Consider the following 21,957-nt stretch of genomic DNA (forward strand, 5'->3'; position numbering starts at 1 on the left):
CTACTCTCCTTCGCTTCCACGCAAACGCGCCAAGACCTGCGACACACCGTCTTGGGCGGATTGCGCTAGGAGGTTTTCGAAAGACGCCTCGTCCTTGCCGAAGATATCCCGGAGTTCTGCCGGGAGCTGACCCCGCAGTTCATCGGCGATCGAGCGTACCTCCTCGCGAAATTCGGTCGAGCCGTGGACCTCGCTGTCGATGATCGCGGCAAGTTCATCCAACGCACCCGGTCGTGCATCCGGTCGCAGGGGCGCAACTGGGTATGTCACGACTTTTTCGATCCAGACATTCCCGATTGCCGCACCGTGCGTGTCTAGCTCAGCCCGCAGGAGATCGGTATCCCGTCGAATACGCCAGGCGAGTTCGCTCGACCCGGTGACTTCGATTCGCGCGACAAGATGGTCGGCCGAGACCGCGGAAGAAAAGTCTTCCAATCTGCCTTTGGCTTGAAGGATCACATCCTTCCAGTCACCTGCTTTGGATATGTTCACGACCAGTCTCCCGAACTGGGCGACGGCTGTCTGGCGCTCCTCGATGAGGATCGAGCGGTCATCTTTAATTGTCACCAGGGAGACGGATTTGGGACCATCCTCGTTTATATCACGCCCCTGAGGTATGCCGGGCATGACAATCGCGCAAGACACATCTTCAACTGACGACCTCTTGTGAATGTGGCCAAGAGCCCAATACCGGAACCCTGCTTGCCGTAGATCGGGGACGCTGCACGGGGCATATAGATCGTGCCCCGCCGAGCCTCCGAGACTGGTATGCATGATCCCGATGTTCACTGCGTCCGGAACAGGAAGGGCATAGTGTCGAAGGAGGCTTTCGGGCGCTTGCGGCTTGGCAAAGCTCAGTCCGTGTATTGCGACGGGGAAATGGCCCGGTGCGCGGTCGATGGCGATGGCTTCAGCCACGGCATCGAACACCTTGACCGTCTCCGGCATTACAAGTTCGGCAGTGATTTTAGAAAGCGCATCATGGTTGCCGCGGATGATGAACGCCCTGATGCCTGCCTGGTGCAGGCGCGCAAGCTGCTCGGCTAGGAACCGCGCCGTCTTCATCGACGTTTGGTCGCCATCGTAGAGATCGCCGGCGATGACCAACGCGTCTACTTGTTCCTCTAGACAAAGATCGATGATCCGAACAAACGAACGCCGGGTCGCCAGGCCAATCAGTTGGGCAAGCTCGGCATTACGTAGGGCCAGCGTTCTCAGCGGGGAATCGAGATGAATGTCGGCGGTGTGGATGAAACGATAGACCAATGCAGAGCCTCATCTGTTGGTCGATTTTCGTAGCCATTCCCACGCGTCCGCGCCAGCTAATATTCTTGTTTTGTTCTTGTATCCACAGTAAATTACTCGATTTTTTTTGCGACAGCAGTCAATACGCTGGGCATCGGGTCAGGACGAGTACTTGGGCATTGACGGACAAAACGTGACGTAGAGGTCGCAATGGGAGGGCCCGGTCAGCACAAGGGCCTGGGTTTCTGCCTGCCTGTCCAGGCTAGATAGATGCTGGCAGCGTCGTCGCCTAGATTGTGACAACAACTCCACTGGCGAAAGAAGAAAATGAACTCTCGTCCGGGTATCTCCGCGGATTGCAGATATCCTCGGGTCTTCGATCATGTAATCCCGGCGGCGATGGATTTGGCCGGGGTACGCGAATTGAATCAGACGCGATTGTCCACAATCAAACCGCAGCCCGAGTATTCCTCCGAATACCTCAAGTATTTCAGCGCCACAAACAGGACGTATTGACAACTTCAGCACTCGTGATACGAGTTATACGGCATTACACACGTACATTTCGGTTTTACAATTCAATTGAGACCCCACGCACCGAGCATTTTTATGCGCGGCGCTTGATGCTTGCTGTTCTTACCATGAGGGATCAGTAAACATGCGCGTTTTCAACTTGATATCGGGAGGCTGCATCCTCGCCGCATCACTGTTCGGGGTCACTGCGCCCGCACGAGCCTGGGGTCAATTCGGTCACCTGACGGTATGCGATCTAGCATATCGCAATTTCACCGATGCGACACGAAAGGAACTCCGCACGCTTTTTGAGATCGACAAAGGCGGCATCAACGTCGAGGGGCGCGGAAAGCTCCCCGACCGCCACTATACAAGCTTCAATCTCGGATGCCTCGAGAAGATGAGATGCCTCGCCAACATCCTGACGATCACTTCATAAACGTCGAGCGATCAACAAAGTCGATCGTAGACGGCAGTTGCCCGGCAAACGGCGAGTGCGTGCTCTCAGGTATCAAGCGAGACCTAGACATTCTCAAGGACACGTCGAAATCCAAAGAGGAAAGGGTATTTGCGCTGATGGCGATCGGCCACTGGGTCGGCGACATTCACCAGCCCCTACATATCTCGTTTGCCAATGACCGCGGTGGAAATTGGATCGTGGTCGACCTGCAGGGAAAGTGTGGCGGAACTTCCCCGAAGCCCGACAACCTTCACGCCGTGTGGGATAATTGCCTGCTGGAATCCGGTCTGTTCGAACACGTCAGACAGCGTGCCGACTTCAAGAAAACTTGGGGAAAGCGTACAATCACCTATCGCGCCGTAGATAGTCTTCAGGCGAACACGACGCTTACCGCCGAAAAGGGCATCGTCGGCGGAGACCCGTGGCAGTGGGCGAACGAGTCCTTTCAGATCACCCTGCGCCCCGACGTGATGTACTGCATCGAGGTTGGCGACAGCTGCCAATATTCGCAGGATCGTGTTGTCTACAAACAAGGCCAGCCAAAACGATCCGTCAACATCCGCCAGGACTACCGGGACGCTTTCAAGGACATCGCCCAAGAACGAGTGCGTCGGGCAGGGTTTCGGCTGGGACATCTGATAAACCAGGCACTCGATCCGGCGTACAGCGAGCCTGCGCAGAACTCGACGCAGCGGCCATGATGCTGAGCACGCATCGAATGGACCCCGAATATGGTTTCCATCGCCGCACTCGGTGGAGGATTCATGGTCGAGGCGAATAAACTGATCGCCCTTTTTGATCAGGCAGATTTGACCGACGTCGCAATGGAGGAATTTATGACCCAACCGGCAGTCGACATTACAAACCCAAGAACGCTCGAAGGCGCGACCGATCAGGCATCCGGGACTGGCATTTACTGGTTTACTGATGGCAGCGGAAAAATGCGTCAGTTGTTCGTACCGTACATCAAACGGGAGGACGCAGACCAGATTGCAGGCGATCTGGACACCTTGCCGCGAGGCAACGTGGACGCCTACCGATGGGTTCCCGAGAGCTTCCAGGATGGCCGCACTTTGATCCAAGCAAAATCCGGCGGCCTCTGTAGAACCGACAACGATTGCGTCAACCCCGCGTGCCGATGCATCTCCGGTGAATGCAAGAGAACGTGGTGATGTGGGTCCGCACAATATTGCTGGGCATATTCAACGCGTTACTGTTCTTGGCATTAATCGCTTATATCGGAATGACGCTCGCCTTTGCGTATGTTGTTGTGAAAGGGGCGATGACTGCAACGAGCGTTTCCGATTTCGACAAAGCGGCCATCGGCGCTTTGATAGCGGTCGTGGGAACCGGTTTAACAGCGCTCGGGGCACTTTACACCGTGAACCGGCAGGCCGAGGTTTCTTCGCGTATCGAGATGTCGCGAAAGACTTCCACTGAAGATTTGGCGAAACTCCAGCACACGTTAAGCCTACAAATTAAGACCATGGATGAAAAGTCAGACGCATCTCTAGAGCGGCTCAAACGATCACTTGACTTCAATGCGATAGCCAATCGCGAAATCATGGGCGCAGCTGCACAATACTTCTACGCGCTTCGTTCGGCAGCCATTCACAAATGGGAAGAAAAGGAACTCGACAAGGCTGAAATCCTCATGATCGCGGCAAGTAGTCACCTGCTGTATGTTTCAGATGAGGTCGAGCAGGATTGGTTGTCGTTTTGGCAGGAGGCGCAGTCAATCGCTCAACGTGCCAACACAAAAACCGACCTGCGAAGCAAAATGAAGAGTGTCGAAGACGATCTTTCGAGCGCGAGACCGGACGGTGAAACCTTCCGAAAGCGTTTCGCCGATTTGAAGACGCTTTCGAAGAAGGAGCTTGCGGACCGAAGCTAATTGCTCGGACCGTGCGTCAAACGAGTATTCCCCTCCAGTAACTATAGAGCGACGTGGTGGCGACCAAACACAAAGCCACTCCTGGCGATGCGCGCAACCTCGTGACCGACTTGGATTTGAACCTATCCAAGAGGACAGGCAGCATGTTCGAAAATACTACAATACGACAAAGATTGTAGCCACACACCAACCGTCGATCAGACCGCGTTATTTTTCCGCCTCGTAAGCATCCCGGTAGTAGATTTCGGTCACACGAAACCGTCCGTCGATCCGTTTGCATTGAACGATGACGTCGATCGTCATCGTCAGCATCTCGCGAATGTCGTGCCGTTCGAGGTCTCCGCCGCCTTCCGACTCCTTGACGAGCAATGTCAGCTGCTCGAAGGCAAAGCGAGCGGAGTCGGCATGGACAGTCGTGATCGAGCCGGGGTGCCCGGAGTTCACATTGCGGATGTAGTAGAAGGCCGTCCCGTCGCGAAGCTCCTGCAGCAGGATCCTGTCAGGCCGCATGCGCAGACAGGATTCGAGAAGGTCCTTGGCGCCGATTTTTGCCGTTCCCTGGCCACCTTTCGAATAGAAGAGCCGCACATGGTTCGGCTGCGGGATCACCAGCTCCGGCGTGTCCTCGATGGAGATGATCCGCTCGTTCTCCGGAATGTGCCGGATCAACGCTTTGGATAGGGTCGTCTTGCCCGATCCGGTCGCGCCGGAGATGATGATATTCTTCCGCGCCAACACCGCCTCCCTAAGGAATTGCTTGTGGGCGCCGGTCCGATAGAATTCCAATAGCCTCTGGTCCGATTGGTTGCCATCCCCTTCGGTCCGCAGGACGTCGGCGAACAAGCCGCCATGGTCGAGATCGTCGAGGCTGAGAGAGACGGACAAGGGCTTGCGGATGGTGATGCTGACGGTGCCCTTCGTCGTCGCCGGCGGGATCACGAACTGGATACGCTCATCGTCGGGCAGGGTCGCCGACAGGATCGGGTGGGTTTCATCGATCGATTGACTAGAGAAGCTTGCGACCGCTCGCGCGAGGCGCATCAACCTGTCGTAGGATAGGTCCGGCATGTCGTGGGTCTGCCATCCGTCTGCTCCTTCTGTCACGACCTTGCCGGGCCGGTTGACGATGACCTCATAGAGCGTCTTGTCGCGAAGGAACCGCGAAAGCGGCTGCAGCAATTCTCGCACCACACCGGCATCTGCAGCCTCAGTCATCTCTGCCCTACTTTGTCACAAGTGTTGAAGCCGGACGAAAGTCGCTGAGCACCGCGCGATCGTAGATGCGATTGCTTGGTTCCGTGACGCGAAGCCGGTAAACGCTGGAGAAATCGAGATCGCGCGCCACGAAGATCGAAACGAGCTCGCCTTGGTGCTTCTCGAGCGTCGGCGGAATGTTGATCGATTGCTCCACGGCGATCGCCGCGGCCTGCTGACCGGCGCCCGTCGTGTTTTGCGCCTCGACGTCGCTGTCCTGCAGCCGGCTACTAGCATAGGAGGTCGCATCGCCAACGATCGATAGCAAGATTGCGCTGCCGAAACGCTCCCACCAATGCGTGTCGACATAGCCATCGACGCCAGCACGACCAAGGGCATCGGTCGCCGGCGACGCCAGGGTGATGATCACACCCTCTGGGGTTTTCGCCCGGCTCCAGAGCACGAACAGACGTTTCTGGCCGCGACGGAGACCGCCGCGATATTCGCCGACGACCTGCGTGCCTTTTTCCATCAACACGACGCGGCCGTTGTCGGACAGGACGTCCCGGCTGATGACGCAGCTCGTGAACCCTGGCTGATCAGAAGAAAGCGCTGTCTCAAGCACGCATGGGATCGAGCTCCCCATCGCGACAATAAAATCGCGATTGCCGAGCGTGCCGGCGCGGGATCCCTGCAATTGCGTCGGCGTCAGCATGCGGTTGAAGCGCTGGTCTTCGTTCTCGCCCTGCCCGGTAAAGCTGCCAGGCGTGTTTCCCAGAGGCACGTCGTTCGAGGTGGTGTCGGTGTTCGCATCATCCTGCTGTCGTCTGGCGGTCGGCGTTTTCTCTGCACCATATGCCATGACCGGAGCGCGACGCGCTGCGTCGAGTAACTTGTCATCATCGGTGGGCGCTTTCTCGGTGACGACGGGTGTCGGAAGCTGGACCTCTCTTGGCGTCGTCACGGGCTGGACCGGCTCCTTAGCCGGCTCGAAATCCGATGTCTGACGAATGACGACCCGCTCCGGCTGAACGCTATCAGACGGCTTGTTTTGCCCGCGCATCGACCAAAGAGCGAAAGCGACAAAGGCAACGATTGCGGCGGCGACCGCGCCGCGCTTGAGGAACGGATTGTTATCGAGCCGGCGACCGGTCGACGTCTCGGCGCGCTCGCCGGGAATCCGGGTGATTTCTTCATCGGCCATGACACCTCCTATTGCGCAGCGCGGGGCTCTGTCTTGACGACACGCTCGACCGATGGTGACGTCGTATTCGTCTCGGGATTGATGCCGACGCGATCGTAGGCCTCGTTGAAGACGCAGAGGACATCGCCGCCTCTGCGCAAAATGAATTTGCGGCTGATCGCATGGACCAGCACGAGATTGCCATCGACCGACTTCGGGACCAGGCTTTCGGTGCCGTCGGAATTTTCCATATAGATCGCCGGCATTTCCTGGTTACCGACGAACGCGAAGGTCGTGACCTTGCCGTTGTCGTAGACGGCTTGTGGGTCAAGAGCCTGGGATCCTTGCGCCGAATAGCGCCAGTTGCGCGGACCATAGGCCTCGTGCAGGGAAAGGACGCGATCGGCTTCGCCTGCCTGGGCGGCCTGGACGCGGGCGGCGGATTCCAGCTTTCGCCGCTCCGCTTCATCGGCTGGATAGCGGTATTTTACATAGAAGTAGGTGTTCTGCCCGGCTTCGACGCTTCCGTCCCGGACGGTCAGCTCCATTTGGTAGCTGCGTGTCGAGCCATCGCGTCGCGTCGTCACAACTGAGATGTTGGTCACCGGCTGGTTCTCGCGGGGTTTCAGAAACAGGATGTTGCCCGCCGGTGCCACCTCCCACGTCACGCTGTTGCCCAGCGCCACATGGGCGATTTCCTCATCGGGGGCAAACTCGATCTGCACCGACGATCTGAGTGTGCCGACGATCCTGGTGATGTTATAGGGTTGGTAGTCGACGAAGCGGACGCGGCTGTCCTGTGGCGCGCTGCGCGGCGTGTCGAGGGCAAACGCCTGCGAGGAGAGCCCCACAGTCAGGGCAAGTAGAATGAGGAATTGCAATCTCAATTGATGGCCTCCGGATCGGCGCGATAGTCGCTGACGACGAAGCCCAAGGGATTGACCAGCCGGTCAGTGGAAGACATCGGAGCGTTGACATAGGAGAAGGTGAGCGTCGCCACCCAATGCGTGGTACGCACATCGTCACCGCGCGTGACGGTTCGCATGTATCGGACGGAGACCACATTGGCGTTGATCAGTGAGATCGAGATGATGTTGATCCGCGAGGTTGCGCTCCTGCCATAGATGTTCTGCGGCGAATCCGGATTGCTGCCGCGATAGACGGTCGCGAAGCGGGTCTGCTCGGGTTGCGTCGATAACAGCGCCACCGTTCGGAAATTATCCTCAGCCTCGCTCGACACGTAGCCTTCGCGGGCTCGAACATATTTGGCCGCGAAATACTTCGTCACTGCCTCGTCGTATGTGCCGGCAGTCGAGGTCAGCGCGGAGACCACATCGACGATCCCCGTTGAATTGTCGACCCGCACGACGAACGGCTCGACCGTCTTCAACGGCGTGAGACAGGCGATGGCGAAGACGGAGACGACGGCGATGATACTGGCGCAAATGGCAACACACCAGGCGATCCGGGCAGAGCGCTCAACCTGAATCAGCCGGTCCTGATCGAACCGGCGGGCTTTCTCGAAATAGTTCTTCAGACTATCCGTGCTCACCATGTCATTTGCCCTCGCAGGGACGATAGGAGCCGGCGATATCGAAATGTGTGAAGGCAACAGGTGTCACGGGGGCGGGTTGGTCTGCAAAGGAAGCAACGTGCCTCGCCGGGTCCGCGGAGATAACTCCGGTGGTCGACTGGTCCGTTTTACCATCGCTCTCCCATTGCCACATGGAGCGGTTGAGCGGCCGGCGAGAATAGCCATCACATTTTGGGAGTGGATGGGAGATCGAAGCGCAGCCGGCGAGGCTTAAGGTCAGCAAAAGCGACAAGAACATACGGATCATTTCAAAATAACCTGTCCAATTTCATGAATAGCGAGGCTGTCATTCCGCGCGGTTCGGTGTCAGCCGCCGGCCAACGGCGCGGGTCCCGCGGCCAACCGCCCTGACCGTGCGTGAGGCAGCCCAGGCCAGCGTGCTCTCGTGCGCGTCACGGGCGGCGCCATAGCCGTAGGTCAGCGATGCGCCACCGGCGGCGAGCGCCGACGCGATACCGGGCAGCTGATAGAAGACGTAGAGGGCGGCGATGCAGATAGCGCAGAGTGCGATCGGGCGCATCATGACGTCGCGGTAGCCTTCCATCGCTGTGAATGTCGTGTCGATGCAGGTGATCAACAGCGAGCCGATTGCAACGACAAGCACCTGCAGGATGACGAAGTTTACAAGCTGGCCGATCCAGGATTCGGTGAACCGGCGCGTCGGCTGGAACATGGCGAGTGCGATGAAGATCGGCCCGATCGCCAGAATGATGGCAAGCGCCAGCCGCGCGTAAAGCGAAACGATGTAGCCAATCGCAGCGACGAGGAAGCTCGCGCCGATCACCAGCATGCCGCCGACGCCGGTCACGATGTCGACCGGCCAGGAGGCGCGGGACCAGATCTCATAGGCGCATTTCTGACCCTTATCCAGCAGGCTGTCGAAGGTGGAGGCACTCGGCGCGGTCCCGGAGTTCAACGCCTGCGATATCTCGCGGGGCAGCGTATCGAAGAAGATATTGGTGACGTAGGACTGGTAGTCGCTGGCGTTCCTCACCAGCATGACGATGATCGCGAGTTTCATCGCCCGGAAAGCGAATTCGAGGATCGGCTCCTGCACGGAACCGCGAAGCACAAGGTAGCCATAGAGCACGACATAGAGCGTGAGCGCCGCGGTCAGCGGGCCGCTGATCCAATTGGTGATGTTCGAAGTCCCGGATGAAATGAAGTTCTCCAGTGGTGCCTTGAACTGCCCGTCGACGAAGCTGAACACCTCATACATTGATCAACCTCCGAGCGATTTACGCATACGTTCGAGGCGCAGCCTGCCGTCGGCGGCCTCGGCATTGCGGCAATTGGGCGTATCGTGGAGCTCGCCGGGATTGTTTCGGCATTTTCCGATGATCTTCGTCAGCGACGCCTCGTCGGCGACCGGCTCATCAACGGTGTAGACCTTCTCTGTCTGCGGGGAGCGGGAGGACAGGAGAAGCATCGCGACGCCGAAAGAAAACCACTTCATTTGAGCGCCGCTCCCATGGTGTCCATGCGCTGGCGCCAATCCTCGGCCTTGCGCTGGTCATCGACCTGCACCTGGGCCTGCTGAACCATCTGCAGGCCCTGCATGCGAAGCACGTCGGTTTGCAGGAAGGCGGTTTCGGCCTGCAGGCGCGCCTGGAGATCGGCGATGTCCTTGGCGTTGGCTGCGCTCGATATCTGCCGACGCAGCTGGTCGATGCCATCGATGCGCTTGGTGGCGACATCATAGATCTGCCGGCCGAGACTCATCTGCCCGGCGTTCTGGTTCTGGATGCGTGAAAGCTCCTGCGCGTAGAAATCGTTCGCGCTGGTTCGATAGGTGGAATTGTCCTGCAGGAATTTCGAGGCGGAGTCGGCAAAGACACCAGTTCCCGAGCCCTTGAACAGACCCTCGATGGCRTCGAAGTCCTGCGGCAGCACCTTGCGGATCGAAGGGTCGTTCAGCAAACCAGCGACATCAGCCATGTTGGTGACCTTGTTCAGCGAACCRTAGAGCTGCTGGGCCTGCTGGAGCTGCTGGTTCAGCGCGTCGAGCTGAGACTTGAGCTGCGTGATGCTCTCGATCTGCTTGGCGATCGACGTCTCGTCGATAACGGGAATGCCCTGCGCCAAGGCCAGACCGACTGCTGCCAGAAAGGCGGTCGATGCCAGACAGAGCCGGATGCTACCTTTGCGAATCATGCTTTCCTCCTTCTTTCCTGGAACACGGCAAGCCAGTCCTTGCGTCCCTCGCCGAGCTCGACGCGAATGGCGTCTGCCAACTCCACATTTGCCGTCCGCCCAGACAGGATGGCGAGCTCGTCGTCGAAGCCGTTCAGGTTCAGCTCGGCGACGACGCTGTTGTGGCCCTGCTTGACGATGAACCGACGGCTTTCGACAGACAGCTCGCGTGAAATCAGGTCGAATTCGCGTTCGGTCAGCTTGAAGCCGTCAACATAGTCGGCGCGGTCACCGCGGGGGTTGGGCAGGAAGATCTGTGTCGGGCATTGCTCGATAATCGTATGGGCGATCGGTGACACGATCGCGTCGCGCGGGCTTTGGGTCGCAAACAGCATGAGGCCGTTCTGCTTGCGGATCGTCTTCAGCTTGTTCTGGGCGAGATCGCGAAAACCTTCGTCCTGCAACGCCTTCCAGAATTCGTCGATGACGATGATGATGCGGCGACCGTCAATCAGCTGCTCGATCCGGTAAAAGAGGTAGGTCATCAGCGGCGTGCGGATTTCCTCGTTATCGAGGAAGTCGGTCATATCGTAGCCGATGAACTTGGCGCCGATCCCGATATCGTCTGCCTCGTTGTCGAACACCCAACCGAGCGGCCCTCCCCTCTCCCATCGTCTAAGCCGCGATGCGATGCCCTCAGGATCGGTGTTGTTGAGGAAAGTGCGCAATGCGCCAATGGAGCGGCGTTCGACAGGAAGGTCCGCCAGAGCGTCGACGGCCGTCGCGATGTCGCGCAGCTCGCTGACGGTCAGCTCCCGCGCGGCCGCTCCCACCAGCTTGCCGACCCAACGTGCGAGGAAGATCCTGTTCTCCGCTGTCAGGTCGAGCGCCTTCAACGGCGCGCAGCCGGTTGCAACACCGTTTCTGAGCGGAAGATAGGTGCCGCCTGCGGCGCGAACGAACAGGTCGGCGCCCCTGTCCTTGTCGAAGAAAACCATTTGGGGATCGTGCTTCTCGAGTTGCGAAAGCATGAAGTTCAGGAGCACGGTCTTACCCGCGCCCGAAGGGCCGCAAACAAAGGTGTTGCCGAGATCGCTGTGATGGAAATTGAAATAGAACGGCGAACCGGACGCAGTCTTCAGCATGGCGACCGCCGATCCCCATTCGTTGCCGTCCTTCTGGCCGGTCGGATAGGAATGATAGGGCGAGAGTGCTGCGAAGTTGCGGGAGGTAATCGCTCCCGAACGCGCCCGATAGCGCAGATTGCCGGGCAGTTGCGCCCACCAGGCGGCCTCGAGCCCGAGGTCCTCGCGGGCGACGACGGCGCCGCCGCTGGTGAGATGGGCGCGTGCCTTCGCCATATGGTCGGTCAGCTCCTTGACCGACGGCGCAAAGACCGTCAGGCCAAGATGATGTTCTCCTACGACGAAGCGGTTGGACTCCAGATCGTCCATCGCGTCACCGAGTTCTTCGATCTGTGATGCTGCCTTGTCACCGGCACTCACCATCTGGTTCTGCTTGCGGCCCATGATCGTGCGGGCATCAGCCTTCGAGGTAAAAGCAAAAGACTGCGTCAGGATGAGTTCGAACGGCGCGGTCAGGATGCCGTCGAGCATGCCGCTGCGGGTTGTCGCCGGATATTCCTTGAAACCGAACATGCCGGCGTAGCGGCTCTGCGCCTCGTGGCGGATTTCGACTGTCTCGCGGCCGAAGATCACCCGGTCCGAGTAGATCGCCGATGAAATTCGGCCCTCCGTCAGGGGCAAGGGCTCTCGGCGCCCACCGACCAGCTGGTGGAGAAACTCGCTCGGCTCGGAGAACAGGAGGCCGGCACGGTCATAGAGGGACAATGCGCGAGGGGCGAAGCGCTTCAGACCCGCGGTGACGTCGACCACCTTGTCACGCAGGTGCTTGAGCGCCGTTTCGTCCAGCTCGAAGCCGGATCGGCGCACCTTACGCAGGCGGGAGAGAAGATTGGCGACCTTCTCGGCGGGGTCACGGCTCGGATACCAGACGAGGGTGATATGGAGGTCGTTGCGAAACAGGTCCTCACGCACCATGCGTTCGCGATATCTGGCATTGAGGTCATCGGAAAACCGATTGGCAAAGTGCCCCTCGGGATAGTCGTTGTCACGGCGGCGGACGACATGCGTCCAGAGCGCCAATCGCTCGTCGACGATATTGCGGTAGAGCGTGTTCAGGCTGCGGTGCAGGCCGTTGAGATCCAGAATATCGGCGGTCTCGAAGGAAACGCCTTCAAGGACGAGCACGGTCATCAATGCGCGCGAAGTGAGCGCGATGGTCGTCTCGTTCACGTGGCGGACATAAGGGATGAAGATCTCTGGCCCGAGCTCTCGGGACTGCGGTGTGGCGATGCTAGGCAAGGCTCAGATCCCTTTCGTCGTAGTGCCGGACAAGTTTTAAGGGCGAGAGTGTTGCGCCACCCCAATAGGAGGCGTTGCGCGAGCGGCCGCGGGTCCCGATCCAGGCGAACAGGATGCGGAACATGTTGTGGTCATGCTTGACGATCGCCCGGAACACGAGATGGAAGACGATACCGACGAGCGCGTAGGCGATCGATCCGGCGGTGATATAGAGGATCGTCGTCAGCATGATGTTGAGGCCCATCGCCTCCATCGTCACGCCGGCAACCATCGCCGGGCGCGTGCAGGCGAGGAACAACATGTCTTCTTCCAGGGTGGGAGCGCTCGCCATCGATGCTCAGCCGCCGACAATGGTGTTGACCAGTTCGGTGGCGCCGAAAATTCCGCCGATGCCGATGATCCAGAAACCGGCTTTGCGCAGGTCCATATACCCGAACATCCAGGCGATGCAGATGATGATCACGGCAATGACCGCCAGCAATTTGGCAATGTTGCCGGTAAGCATGGTGACGATATTCTGCAGTACGGTTTCTATACCGGCAGATTGAGCAAAGGCCGGTTCAACCACGCAGACAAAGATGGCGACCGCCATGAACGCGGAAGCGGCCAAAGGGCGGATACGGTTTTTGGAGATCATTCACTTTGCTCCGATCGGTCATTGTTCTGAAACACGAGAACCGAGGATCGACGTCTGGATGTGAACACATCCCACGATACTGATTCTTCGGTTTGGGAGAGCTGTCTCGGGATGGACTGTTCTACCTGATCCCGAGGGTCATCGACGGGAGCGGCTTGGTCATCCGGCGCCGTGACGGTGAGGGAGGCGAGTTTCGGCGAGAGCCGTTCCGCCTCCCTGCGCACCTGCTCGTCGTATTTGACCATCGCGCCGACAGTCGGATTGTCGCGTCCATAGTAGGACTGCAGCATCACCTTCTCCGCCTGTGCCGGATCGGCGCCAAGGCGCAGGGCAAGGCGATAGTAGCCGTCGAGCAGCGTCGCAGTGGCCTTGAGGTTCTGGCAAGGGTCGAAGGCATCCGAAACGGAGAGCTTCAGTTTGCGGAGTTCTTCCACACCGATCCCACCAAGCCCAATCTGAATATCCTGGTGATCGGCGATCAAGGATGTGGCCAGCTCGATCGCTTCAGCTTTCCGGGTAGCCTGGGCAGCAAGTGGTGAACCGCTATTGATGCGGATGGCGAAGGGGAAAAACTTGCTCTCCAGGCTCACAACGCCGGCCAGTGTTTCCGCCTGAACCATCGGTGCGCAGTTCTGTGCGATGTCGACGAATGCGGCCGCCATAGATCAGTACCACACGCGCTGCTGGCCGACACCGTCGATGGTCACGTCGACATGGTGTGGTTGCGACCGCATACTCGGGCGCGCGATCGGATAGCCCATGCATTGAAGGCGGCCGCCCTCCCGTTGCCAACGCGGTGATTGGAGCGAGCCGGAGTCGTTGCCGTCGTTGTCACGATCATGGGAGCAAAACGAATTGCTCACACGCTGCAGGGAGGTCGAAACACAGGTTGCCTGCTCTCCGCGGGGACCGTAGCGCCCCGACAGCCGATAGCCGGCATCGCAATAATAGGGCTCGTAACCGGGACGCGAACTGTGAAAGCCGACGCCGCTGCACGTTGGAAACGAGTGGCCCTTTGCAAGCTCACTCCAGAGTTTCTGGATCGGCGGCCGGCATTCCGCATACTGGGTCGGCCCGCCGGGATTGGAAAGGCACAGGATGACCTGACATCCCCAGTCATCAGTCCGCGCATTGCTTCCGGAAATCAGGTAGGGTGGTAACATGCACGAGATCGGAAGCAGGATATTCAGCAGAAGGCTTTTCATGGACAGCACCCTCCGAAACGATGACGGCCCATTGCAGAAGCAGTGTCCAGCTCCAGCGAAGCGCCATTTTACTGACGTATATAACACAGTTAAATGACATGACAAGAGCGCTCAAGACACAGTGGCACAACCTTGCCTTTTCGGGACTCATTCTCCATGAGATCCTTGATCATCCATTTGAGGATGAAACCCCGCAGGCGCGGTTGAAACAGATCGGCATGATGACAATCCTCTACACGATGACCCAAGCACACCAGCCGCTAACCCTTTCAAACATCGTCGAAATTACAGAGCTGACCCGGAGCGGTGCGAAGGAGACGGTCGATCTTCTTGTTAGGCGTGGAATACTCAAGGAAACGATGGTGAAGAATTCCATGGGACGCGGGACAGCCCGGCAATTCGAGATTTCCGAGGAAATTCGGCAGAAGCTGAGCGCTTTCGCAAGCACCTAGGATCCGCACTTTTTGTGACGCTTTCTCGGTAATTAACGTCGATTAGGACAAATCAACGCCGTCGACGGCTCCGGTATTGCGGAGCTGTCCGCGGCAATGATTTGGGCTGGACTGCAAGGGGACATCCGGCCTATCGAATAGCTGCCATGCACAATAAATAATTGCGCAATTGGAAAAACACAGGCATACAGTGCATAAGCCGATGCATTTGATGGCCTCCTCCCAGTGCCATCGCGTTGGCTGTTCCCCTCTGGAGGTTTTAACCTTCACACCTTAAAGGGCCCCGGTCTTCGGCGGCCCTCTTTTTCTGTTTGCGAGGACCTAAAGAACTGTCTCGAGAACGGTCTGCTCAGCTCACCGTTGTAGCGAGCGAGCACCTTGTGAAAGGGAAGGGTCATGTAGAGAACATGACGAAACGAGGCGCCTCCAGCCCTGCTATGAAATCCGAGAAAGCCCCAACTTCCGGCTTCTACAAACCAGCGCGTCAGCTTTCCGATGGCATGACGATTCTGTCTCCGAAGATGAAGCTGACGCATTTCACCTCCAAGGAAATCAAGGCGACCCAATCACCGAGCTCGCGATGTAGCTGCAAACACAGAGCTGTGACCTGATGTACCGGCGATATTGCCATCGCCAACGCATTTGAGGTCTTCAACGCGGCATTGCCGGGAATTTACGCCGCTCGCCAGCTAGATCCCAGCGCAGCCATCTTCGGCAACTACCGCGCTGGCATCGTCCAATAATCTGACGGTCGATTAACCATCGGCGATCCCGCTCAGGAATTCGTCGGTTTCCTCTGTCGTGGGAGGTTCGGGTAGTGGATCGAAAGGCGCTTTGGCGACGCCGGCAAGCGAACTGGTATTGCGTTCGAGAGCCCGCTCCCGCAGCAGGCCGAGATATCGCTCTCGCAGCTCCTGCATGTCGATCTCGCCCAGGATCCATTGTTCGATCCAACCGAGGAAACGCGGATCCTCCTCCGTCTGCAATCCCGCGCGACGGACACGATCAAAGGCCTTTTGCGCCGCAAGGCGCCGTTGTTTGCTCATCATAGCCCTTGCTAATATCCGGTTCGGGAAAAAATTCGTTTCGAACATTTCCCGAAAACCAGCCGCGAAAAGTTCGCTGGCGCTGAAGACATCTTCAGGGGCGACGTCCATCAGAACCTCCAGGGCATTCAGCCGTTGATCAAAAGGATCCGTGGTTTTTGCGAGTCTAAGTCGACCCCGGCCGAAACGGTAAGAGTGAAGATCAAATACTCCGATTTTCGAGAGTTCACCCGCAGCAAGGCGACACCGGCACCGTTCGCTTCAATAGGAGAGCTTCGAACGAAAAAAAGCTTGAGCCTGCCGCCGCAACCGACCTTTCCGATTCGAAAAGAGATCCAGCTCTTTGGAACAGCGTGTTCGTCGCTGAAGCCTCGTCGACATCCAGAGATGCCGCAGCTCGCATTGCCGCTGTGATTTCCGGACAAAAACGAGGGCTCGTCGGTATGACGTTGAGGTCCGGCATTCGTGGGCTCTGCACTTTTGGCGCTCAGGCGCCGCCGAACCGCCGAAGCATGACCTTGAGCCTGTCGTTCTCCTCGCGGAGCCTTACGATCATGAGGCGTTTCAGATGGTGGTTTTCCGCCTCGAGAGCGTCAAGCTCTTCCTCCGAACCACAAGGCCCGAAGGGATCTCGACGATGATCGAGCATTGCCGGACGTTCTGGGATGCGCGAGTGCTGCGTCCTCGTCTGCGGCTTTGGTCGATACCTCGGAGCCCGCGCTGGCGTTGAAGTCGGTTGCCTCTGTGCGGACGACGCGGCGTCGAACGCATTGCTCTCAACAGTTACCGGTTCGGTGGGAATCTTGTGCGGCGACGACATCGCGGTGGAACTCCCCGGAGGGCCGTCAGCATCGATCTGAGCACCCGAGGCGGCCTCTCCAAGTTTAATCGCGGCGACGTTCTTCATGACTGAAGAGACTTGGGGCAGATCAACTGCCGGCATGGCGCCGTCGGCCTCGACCGCACGGGCCACCGCCTGCAAATCCAGATTGCCCCAGATCGACGTTGGGCGCGCCTTGGTTTGACGTCTGTTCGTTTTGTATTCGACGACGAAATTGGATCTTGGTGTTCTCATGTGCCGGAGAATTGGGATTGGATGATAGCGCGCAGTAGAGCGCGTGGCAATTTTCGAAGGCACGCCTTCACTGTGGGATGCGTTTGAAGGTAGTTTAGCGAGGGATTTCCCAAAGCCGCTAGCTCATTCCGAGTCTTTTGCGCAGATCAGCGTTTTCGGCACGCAGCTTTTCAGAGAGCAGTTTTCTGAGCCGCCGATTTTCTTCCTCGAGCTGAATGAACTCGGCGAGTTCATCATCCRCAGCAACTGATGCGACCGAAGCCTGTGTCACGGGTTGAGCGGCGGCTTTCTTCCACTGATAATAGGTCTCATCGGAAATGCCTGCAATTTTAACCGCGTCTTTCAAGGTGGCGCCGCCAGCGACCTGAGCTTCGATCTGAGCGATCCTTTCCAGTTTTTCCTGATCGCTGAGACCACGCGTTCTCGGCTTCGCCGGTTTGGACGAGTCGGCGCGGGGTTTTTCCGCTTTTACGCTCTTTGCTTTGGAAGCTTTTTTCGGAGCAGCGGGTCCAGCTTCGGCCGCGCCGATAGCGACCGGCGGGATCTGAATCTCTTCGTCAGCCATTGTTCGTCCTCTGTGTATTGCTGCTTTGTCTGCCAGCTCGATCCAAGAGTCAATGTTCACGCCTGCGATATTAAATGACCGGAGTGCGCCCCTCGGCGGACCGATGGGCTTGATGAATTGACCGGCTTTTCGGGTTTCGAAAGTGGAACCCATGGCAAAACATCGCATCACGGTATGGATTCAAACGGCAGGTCGCGCAGGAGTTTCTCGCGGGCGAGATGCTACATATTCTGGCAAAGCGCCACCGCGTATCGCGCAACTTAATCCGGATTTGGGTGCGCAAGTATGGGAAGGCGCGTTCGACGATGACGCTCTGGCCACCGACCTTATCCGCCGACGACCTCGTTCGTGTCGGGCGGGTTGATATTCTCGGCGGCATTGGTACCGGTCCATTCACCGGCAATGAGATTCTGATCGACGGTCATAATCTGTCCTCGATCCGATCGGTGAAAGGGCCGCCTATCTCAAGACGGCGGCCCTTGAAAATGTTACTGGCGCTGATGCTTTCCGATAAGGGCTTCCATCATGCCAATTTCTTCACTCGAGAGATCCTTGAGAGGGGAGCGGACTGGACCGGCATTAAAGCCCTGTAGCCTCACGCCTGCCTTTACCGCCGAAACCGCATAACCCTTCGCCCGGTTGCGGATCGCCATGAACGGGTAGAAGAAATCATTCAGATAGGCTTCGCACTTGGCCCGATCTTCCGCTCGCAATGCATTGTAGAAATCAATTGCGAGTGCTGGAACGAAGTTGAAGACTGCCGAGGAATATGTTGTGAAGCCGGCGCCAAGATAGGCTTCTGCAAAAAGCTCCGCCGTTGGCATACCACCAAGATAGGTCAGACGATCGCCCATCTTAGCGGTGACCTGACGAACAAGCCCGATATCGCCTGTTCCGTCCTTGAAACCAACGAGGTTGCGGCACGCATCACAGAGCCGGGCCAGCGTATCGGCTTGCAGCACCAAGTTATCACGGTTGTACACCATGACGCCCATGCCCGTCGCACCGCAGACCGCTTTAATATGGTGGTACAGTCCTTCCTGTGGAGCGTCGATCAGATAGTGCGGGAGGAGGAGGATGCCGTCAGCGCCAGCCTTCTCGACTGACCGCGCAATGGAAACGGCGATCTCCGTACCGTATCCGCAGCCCGAGACGATGGGAGTGGTACCAGCGGCCTGTTTCGCTACTCGCACGATTTGCGGGATTTCATCGGGCGTCAGCGAAAAGAACTCACCGGTTCCGCCTGCGGCAAACAGCGTCGTGGCCCCGAAACCGGAAAGCCAGTTGACATGTCTGGCATAGCTGTCGGCGTTGAACTTTCCATCCGACCCAAAATGCGTCACGGGAAAGGAAAGCAGTCCCGCTCCAAGAGCATGTTTCAAGTCTTCGGTCCTCATGGAATTACCTCCTTTAGGGGGAAGCGCAATCGAGCGCCGCCGCATTGATGATGGAATGATTGGAAATGCCGTTCAGCCACTCAGAGATTGAACCATCGCAGCCAGACGGTCGCAGGCAGCTTCGAGTTCACGGTTGGATGCCGCGATCGACAGGCGGATGAACCCGGGCGCGCCGAAAGCGGCGCCGGGCACGCTGGACAGGCCGAACTGCTGCAACAGATGCGCGGCAAATGCCGGGTCGTCTGCGATTATCTCGCCTGCCCCCGTCTTTCTTCCGAGCAGACGTTGAACGGCGATGAACGCATAGAAGGCGCCATCCGGCGGGGTAAATTCCACGCCCTCGATCTGTGCCAGGCGATCGGCGACGATTTTGGCGCGGCCGGCAAATGTCGCCGCCCCCTTTCCGACAAAGGTCTGATCGCCCGTCAAGGCCGCAAGGGCTGCCGCCTGAGCGATGGTCGAGACCGAGGTGACGCTCTGCGACTGCATCTTGTTGAGGGCTGCAATCAACGCTTTTGGCCCGGCGGCATACCCTACGCGCCACCCTGTCATCGCGTAGGCCTTGGAGACACCGTTGACGATCAGTGTGCGGTCGCGCAGATCCGGGCAGGCCTGGGCGAAGGATACAAAGGGCACGTCTTTCAGCAGCACGTGTTCGTAAATCTCGTCGGAGATCACCAGAACGCGCGGATGGCGAGCGAGCACCTCGCCCAATGCGCGGTATTCCCCAAGCGAATAGATGGCACCGGTCGGGTTGGACGGAGAATTCAGCATCAGCCAGCGTGTTTTTGGCGTGATCGATGCTTCGAGCCTTGCCGCATCGATCTTGAACCCAATCTGCGGGCCGCAAGGCACATAGATGGGTTCACCGCCATGCAGCGAGACGATATCGCCATAGGACACCCAGCAGGGCGTTGGGATGATTACCTCGTCGCCCTGATCCAACGTCGCAAGAAACACGTTGAACAAGACCTGCTTGGCGCCGTTGGCGACCATCACCTCGTCGACGCTGTAGTCGAGTCGGTTTTCGTTCTTGAACTTGGACACGATCGCCTGACGCAGGCTCTCTGTGCCGGCCGCCGCGCCATAGCGCACGCGGCCCCTGCGGATGGCCTCCGCAGCCGCCTCCGCTACATGTGCGGGAGGGTCAAAATCTGGCTCTCCGAGCGATAGGTCGATGATGTCGCGGCCTTCCGCCGCCAATCGATTTGCCGCCATCGCAATGGCCATGCTCGGCGACGACTTGATGCCTGCCGCCCGTTTGTTCTCGAAAGTCATGTCCACATTCCTGAAAACTGCGCTTGTGACCTGCGGATCTCTCCACCGGTCGCTGGCGGATTAACTTTTCGGCGCGTAGTCGAAATCCCTGTCTCGCTGCGCGGCCACCGGATCTCGCTTGTCGGGCGCACCGTATCCGCCTCCCCCCGGAAGCTGCAGGATGAGTCTTCGGCCGGCCCGGACATGTTGACGCCCCTTGGTGGCAAGGACTGTTCCGTCGTCAAGCAAGACAGCGCCCTCCGCGCCATTGGCTCCACCCTCGCGTCCCCGGGGCGGATGGTCGACGCGATCGAACATGGCGTTAAAATGCATCTCATGCCCATCTGTCGGAGAGATTTCGACGACCTGGCCGAGACCGCCACGGAACTGGCCGGCACCACCGGACCCATCACGCAGTTCCTTGCGCCAAAAGATCACCGGTCCGACATGCTCGGTCGCCTCGATCGACATGGAATGCACACCGCTCGGGAACGCAGTGGCGCTCAGACCATCGAGCGTGGACCGCGCACCAGCGCCGCCGCTATTGAACAGTAGGACTTCGGCACGCTGGCCACCATCGGCCGGCGCCTTGTCGCCCTGAAGCGGACGAACGCTGACATGCAGGTTCCACAGCGCACCCGCACCTTCCGCCGGCACCCTACCCGGCAGCATCTTGTGTACTGCGCCGAGGACGGCATCCGGCACTAGGTGACCGAGTACGTGGCGAACCGAGACCGGAGCGGGATGCTGCGCGTTGAGGATGCAATCCTTCGGCGCCTTCACGCGGAAGGGCAAAAGCGATGCATGGTTGTTGGGGATCTCAGGCGCGATCGAGCATTTCATGCCATAGCAGGCATAGGCCGCCGAATAGATGATCGGGCAATTGATGCCCTTCGAGCTTGGTGGTGAGGTCCCCTCGAAGTCGGCAAGGATATGGTCGTCGGCCACATCAAGGCGCACGACAATGTCGATCGGCGAGCCGTAACCATCGACGCGCATGGTGTTGGAGTAAGAGCCTTTCGGCAGGGCGGCGATGCGTTCGATCGTGGCGTCATAGCTACGCTTGAAGATGAATTCGCCGAGCGTCTCCAGATCCGTGAGTTCAAACTCCTCCATCATGTCCATGAGCCGGCGATGGCCGATCTCGTTGCAGGCTGCGAGCGAATAGACGTCGCCGACCACCTGATGGCTTTCGCGGACGTTGTTGTGCAGGATGTTAACGAGATCCTTGTTGACCTTGCCGCGCTCCGCAAACTTCATGATCGGAACGAAAATGCCCTCTTCGTAGACCTCGTTGGCGTCTGGCCCGAAACCGCGGCCGCCGACATCCACCACGTGCGCCGTGCAGGCGAAATAACCGACGAGCGCCTCATTACGGAAGCTGGGCGAGACGACGGTGAAATCGTGCAGGTGACCGGTTCCCTTCCACGGATCGTTGGTGATGTAGACATCGCCTTCGAAGATGCTTTCAGGCCCGATGTCGCGGATGAAGTGGCCGACGGCTTCGGCCATGGCGTTGACATGGCCAGGTGTGCCGGTCACCGCCTGGGCGATCATCTTGCCGCCGCGGTTGAAGACACCGGCGGAAAGATCGCCTGACTCACGCACACTGGTCGAGAAGGCGGTACGGATGAGGGTGACGGCTTGTTCTTCCACAACGGAGATCAGCCTGTTCCACATGATCTGCATATGGACCTCGGAAAGTGCGTTGGTTTTCATGTCA

26 protein-coding genes are annotated in these 21,957 nt (G+C 58.5%); 6 read left to right on the forward strand and 20 right to left on the reverse strand.

The window, feature by feature from the left end:
- Nucleotides 1-1,266, reverse strand: coding sequence for a metallophosphoesterase family protein (locus AC1D35_RS07580; protein WP_477938442.1), 1,266 nt, complete (start codon nt 1,264-1,266; stop codon nt 1-3).
- 637 nt (nt 1,267-1,903) lie between these two features.
- Here AC1D35_RS07580 and AC1D35_RS07585 point away from each other — a divergent pair.
- From AC1D35_RS07585 to AC1D35_RS07600, 4 genes are read left to right on the forward strand one after another with little or no spacing between them, the layout of a single operon-like run.
- Nucleotides 1,904-2,197, forward strand: coding sequence for a hypothetical protein (locus AC1D35_RS07585; RefSeq protein WP_477938443.1), 294 nt, complete (start codon nt 1,904-1,906; stop codon nt 2,195-2,197).
- Nucleotides 2,164-2,919: a S1/P1 nuclease gene (locus AC1D35_RS07590; RefSeq protein WP_477938444.1), complete on the forward strand. Its 756-nt coding sequence runs from the start codon at nt 2,164-2,166 to the stop codon at nt 2,917-2,919. The genes AC1D35_RS07585 and AC1D35_RS07590 overlap by 34 nt, the downstream gene beginning before the upstream one ends.
- Before the next feature lie 30 nt (nt 2,920-2,949).
- Complete coding sequence (locus AC1D35_RS07595; protein ID WP_477938445.1) at nt 2,950-3,390, forward strand: hypothetical protein; 441 nt, start codon at nt 2,950-2,952, stop codon at nt 3,388-3,390.
- Nucleotides 3,372-4,112 carry a hypothetical protein gene (locus tag AC1D35_RS07600; protein WP_162747125.1) on the forward strand — a complete coding sequence of 247 codons (741 nt, stop codon included), beginning with the start codon at nt 3,372-3,374 and terminating at the stop codon, nt 4,110-4,112. The genes AC1D35_RS07595 and AC1D35_RS07600 overlap by 19 nt, the downstream gene beginning before the upstream one ends.
- Nucleotides 4,113-4,319: 207 nt before the next feature.
- Here AC1D35_RS07600 and virB11 read toward each other — a convergent pair whose 3' ends face one another.
- From virB11 to AC1D35_RS07665, 13 genes are read right to left on the reverse strand one after another with little or no spacing between them, the layout of a single operon-like run.
- Nucleotides 4,320-5,327 (reverse strand): P-type DNA transfer ATPase VirB11, encoded by a 1,008-nt coding sequence (gene virB11, locus AC1D35_RS07605; protein WP_113310852.1) that lies wholly within the window; start codon nt 5,325-5,327, stop codon nt 4,320-4,322.
- 7 nt (nt 5,328-5,334) lie between these two features.
- Nucleotides 5,335-6,510, reverse strand: a complete 1,176-nt coding sequence (gene virB10, locus AC1D35_RS07610) for a type IV secretion system protein VirB10 (RefSeq protein ID WP_477938446.1) — start codon at nt 6,508-6,510, stop codon at nt 5,335-5,337.
- A gap of 8 nt (nt 6,511-6,518) precedes the next feature.
- Entirely contained in the window at nt 6,519-7,376 is an 858-nt protein-coding gene (gene virB9, locus AC1D35_RS07615) for a P-type conjugative transfer protein VirB9 (protein ID WP_477938447.1), read from the reverse strand.
- A complete protein-coding gene (locus AC1D35_RS07620) occupies nt 7,373-8,044 on the reverse strand; it encodes a VirB8 family type IV secretion system protein (protein WP_477938448.1) in 672 nt (223 codons plus the stop codon). The genes virB9 and AC1D35_RS07620 overlap by 4 nt, the downstream gene beginning before the upstream one ends.
- Before the next feature lies 1 nt (nt 8,045).
- The gene (locus tag AC1D35_RS07625) at nt 8,046-8,330 is read right to left on the reverse strand and encodes a hypothetical protein (RefSeq protein ID WP_113310848.1); all 285 of its coding nucleotides are present in this window, start codon (nt 8,328-8,330) and stop codon (nt 8,046-8,048) included.
- 39 nt (nt 8,331-8,369) lie between these two features.
- On the reverse strand, nt 8,370-9,302 hold the full coding sequence (locus tag AC1D35_RS07630; protein ID WP_477938449.1) for a TrbL/VirB6 family protein: 933 nt from the start codon (nt 9,300-9,302) through the stop codon (nt 8,370-8,372).
- Between the two features lie 3 nt (nt 9,303-9,305).
- Entirely contained in the window at nt 9,306-9,539 is a 234-nt protein-coding gene (locus AC1D35_RS07635) for an EexN family lipoprotein (RefSeq protein ID WP_477938450.1), read from the reverse strand.
- A complete protein-coding gene (virB5, locus tag AC1D35_RS07640) occupies nt 9,536-10,237 on the reverse strand; it encodes a P-type DNA transfer protein VirB5 (protein ID WP_113297743.1) in 702 nt (233 codons plus the stop codon). The genes AC1D35_RS07635 and virB5 overlap by 4 nt, the downstream gene beginning before the upstream one ends.
- Nucleotides 10,234-12,600, reverse strand: coding sequence for a VirB4 family type IV secretion/conjugal transfer ATPase (locus AC1D35_RS07645; protein WP_477938451.1), 2,367 nt, complete (start codon nt 12,598-12,600; stop codon nt 10,234-10,236). Before AC1D35_RS07645 ends, virB5 begins: the two co-directional genes overlap by 4 nt.
- Nucleotides 12,593-12,931 (reverse strand): VirB3 family type IV secretion system protein, encoded by a 339-nt coding sequence (locus AC1D35_RS07650; RefSeq protein ID WP_477938452.1) that lies wholly within the window; start codon nt 12,929-12,931, stop codon nt 12,593-12,595. The genes AC1D35_RS07645 and AC1D35_RS07650 overlap by 8 nt, the downstream gene beginning before the upstream one ends.
- Nucleotides 12,932-12,937: 6 nt before the next feature.
- Complete coding sequence (locus tag AC1D35_RS07655; protein WP_477938453.1) at nt 12,938-13,237, reverse strand: TrbC/VirB2 family protein; 300 nt, start codon at nt 13,235-13,237, stop codon at nt 12,938-12,940.
- Nucleotides 13,234-13,899: a lytic transglycosylase domain-containing protein gene (locus AC1D35_RS07660; RefSeq protein WP_477938454.1), complete on the reverse strand. Its 666-nt coding sequence runs from the start codon at nt 13,897-13,899 to the stop codon at nt 13,234-13,236. The genes AC1D35_RS07655 and AC1D35_RS07660 overlap by 4 nt, the downstream gene beginning before the upstream one ends.
- A gap of 3 nt (nt 13,900-13,902) precedes the next feature.
- Nucleotides 13,903-14,442 carry a hypothetical protein gene (locus AC1D35_RS07665; RefSeq protein ID WP_477938455.1) on the reverse strand — a complete coding sequence of 180 codons (540 nt, stop codon included), beginning with the start codon at nt 14,440-14,442 and terminating at the stop codon, nt 13,903-13,905.
- A 98-nt stretch (nt 14,443-14,540) separates the two neighbouring features.
- On the opposite strand from AC1D35_RS07665, the gene AC1D35_RS07670 reads away from it, so the two are divergent.
- The gene (locus AC1D35_RS07670; protein ID WP_113297809.1) at nt 14,541-14,894 is read left to right on the forward strand and encodes a MarR family transcriptional regulator; all 354 of its coding nucleotides are present in this window, start codon (nt 14,541-14,543) and stop codon (nt 14,892-14,894) included.
- Between the two features lie 755 nt (nt 14,895-15,649).
- Here AC1D35_RS07670 and AC1D35_RS07675 read toward each other — a convergent pair.
- The gene (locus AC1D35_RS07675) at nt 15,650-16,051 is read right to left on the reverse strand and encodes a hypothetical protein (protein WP_477938456.1); all 402 of its coding nucleotides are present in this window, start codon (nt 16,049-16,051) and stop codon (nt 15,650-15,652) included.
- Nucleotides 16,052-16,066: 15 nt separating this feature from the next.
- On the opposite strand from AC1D35_RS07675, the gene AC1D35_RS07680 reads away from it, so the two are divergent.
- Complete coding sequence (locus AC1D35_RS07680) at nt 16,067-16,354, forward strand: DinB/UmuC family translesion DNA polymerase (RefSeq protein ID WP_477938470.1); 288 nt, start codon at nt 16,067-16,069, stop codon at nt 16,352-16,354.
- A gap of 73 nt (nt 16,355-16,427) precedes the next feature.
- Here the strand turns inward: AC1D35_RS07680 and AC1D35_RS07685 are convergent, their stop codons facing one another.
- The 5 genes from AC1D35_RS07685 to AC1D35_RS07705 all read right to left on the reverse strand — a co-directional run bounded on the left by AC1D35_RS07685 (nt 16,428) and on the right by AC1D35_RS07705 (nt 21,953).
- Nucleotides 16,428-17,015: a hypothetical protein gene (locus tag AC1D35_RS07685; protein ID WP_477938457.1), complete on the reverse strand. Its 588-nt coding sequence runs from the start codon at nt 17,013-17,015 to the stop codon at nt 16,428-16,430.
- Nucleotides 17,016-17,133: 118 nt separating this feature from the next.
- Nucleotides 17,134-17,580, reverse strand: coding sequence for a transposase (locus AC1D35_RS07690; RefSeq protein WP_477938458.1), 447 nt, complete (start codon nt 17,578-17,580; stop codon nt 17,134-17,136).
- Between the two features lie 488 nt (nt 17,581-18,068).
- Nucleotides 18,069-18,977, reverse strand: a complete 909-nt coding sequence (gene kdgD / locus AC1D35_RS07695) for a 5-dehydro-4-deoxyglucarate dehydratase (RefSeq protein WP_477938459.1) — start codon at nt 18,975-18,977, stop codon at nt 18,069-18,071.
- Nucleotides 18,978-19,049: 72 nt separating this feature from the next.
- Nucleotides 19,050-20,255: a pyridoxal phosphate-dependent aminotransferase gene (locus AC1D35_RS07700; protein ID WP_477938460.1), complete on the reverse strand. Its 1,206-nt coding sequence runs from the start codon at nt 20,253-20,255 to the stop codon at nt 19,050-19,052.
- A 60-nt stretch (nt 20,256-20,315) separates the two neighbouring features.
- Nucleotides 20,316-21,953, reverse strand: coding sequence for a hydantoinase B/oxoprolinase family protein (locus AC1D35_RS07705; RefSeq protein ID WP_477938461.1), 1,638 nt, complete (start codon nt 21,951-21,953; stop codon nt 20,316-20,318).
- Nucleotides 21,954-21,957: the final 4 nt, after the last annotated feature.

The sequence above is a fragment of the Rhizobium sp. P1_E6 genome (genome assembly GCF_056405875.1).

Bases quoted from the DNA above. Each gene is read 5' to 3' on its own strand.
- AC1D35_RS07585 (WP_477938443.1), top strand. From the start codon at position 1,904: ATGCGCGTTTTCAACTTGATATCGGGAGGCTGCATCCTCGCCGCATCA.
- AC1D35_RS07590 (WP_477938444.1), top strand. From the start codon at position 2,164: ATGCCTCGCCAACATCCTGACGATCACTTCATAAACGTCGAGCGATCA.
- AC1D35_RS07595 (WP_477938445.1), top strand. From the start codon at position 2,950: ATGGTTTCCATCGCCGCACTCGGTGGAGGATTCATGGTCGAGGCGAAT.
- AC1D35_RS07600 (WP_162747125.1), top strand. From the start codon at position 3,372: ATGCAAGAGAACGTGGTGATGTGGGTCCGCACAATATTGCTGGGCATA.
- virB11 (WP_113310852.1), bottom strand. From the start codon at position 5,327: ATGACTGAGGCTGCAGATGCCGGTGTGGTGCGAGAATTGCTGCAGCCG.
- virB10 (WP_477938446.1), bottom strand. From the start codon at position 6,510: ATGGCCGATGAAGAAATCACCCGGATTCCCGGCGAGCGCGCCGAGACG.
- AC1D35_RS07620 (WP_477938448.1), bottom strand. From the start codon at position 8,044: ATGGTGAGCACGGATAGTCTGAAGAACTATTTCGAGAAAGCCCGCCGG.
- AC1D35_RS07625 (WP_113310848.1), bottom strand. From the start codon at position 8,330: ATGATCCGTATGTTCTTGTCGCTTTTGCTGACCTTAAGCCTCGCCGGC.
- AC1D35_RS07630 (WP_477938449.1), bottom strand. From the start codon at position 9,302: ATGTATGAGGTGTTCAGCTTCGTCGACGGGCAGTTCAAGGCACCACTG.
- AC1D35_RS07635 (WP_477938450.1), bottom strand. From the start codon at position 9,539: ATGAAGTGGTTTTCTTTCGGCGTCGCGATGCTTCTCCTGTCCTCCCGC.
- AC1D35_RS07650 (WP_477938452.1), bottom strand. From the start codon at position 12,931: ATGGCGAGCGCTCCCACCCTGGAAGAAGACATGTTGTTCCTCGCCTGC.
- AC1D35_RS07655 (WP_477938453.1), bottom strand. From the start codon at position 13,237: ATGATCTCCAAAAACCGTATCCGCCCTTTGGCCGCTTCCGCGTTCATG.
- AC1D35_RS07660 (WP_477938454.1), bottom strand. From the start codon at position 13,899: ATGGCGGCCGCATTCGTCGACATCGCACAGAACTGCGCACCGATGGTT.
- AC1D35_RS07665 (WP_477938455.1), bottom strand. From the start codon at position 14,442: ATGAAAAGCCTTCTGCTGAATATCCTGCTTCCGATCTCGTGCATGTTA.
- AC1D35_RS07670 (WP_113297809.1), top strand. From the start codon at position 14,541: ATGACAAGAGCGCTCAAGACACAGTGGCACAACCTTGCCTTTTCGGGA.
- AC1D35_RS07675 (WP_477938456.1), bottom strand. From the start codon at position 16,051: ATGGACGTCGCCCCTGAAGATGTCTTCAGCGCCAGCGAACTTTTCGCG.
- AC1D35_RS07685 (WP_477938457.1), bottom strand. From the start codon at position 17,015: ATGAGAACACCAAGATCCAATTTCGTCGTCGAATACAAAACGAACAGA.
- kdgD (WP_477938459.1), bottom strand. From the start codon at position 18,977: ATGAGGACCGAAGACTTGAAACATGCTCTTGGAGCGGGACTGCTTTCC.
- AC1D35_RS07700 (WP_477938460.1), bottom strand. From the start codon at position 20,255: ATGACTTTCGAGAACAAACGGGCGGCAGGCATCAAGTCGTCGCCGAGC.
- AC1D35_RS07705 (WP_477938461.1), bottom strand. From the start codon at position 21,953: ATGAAAACCAACGCACTTTCCGAGGTCCATATGCAGATCATGTGGAAC.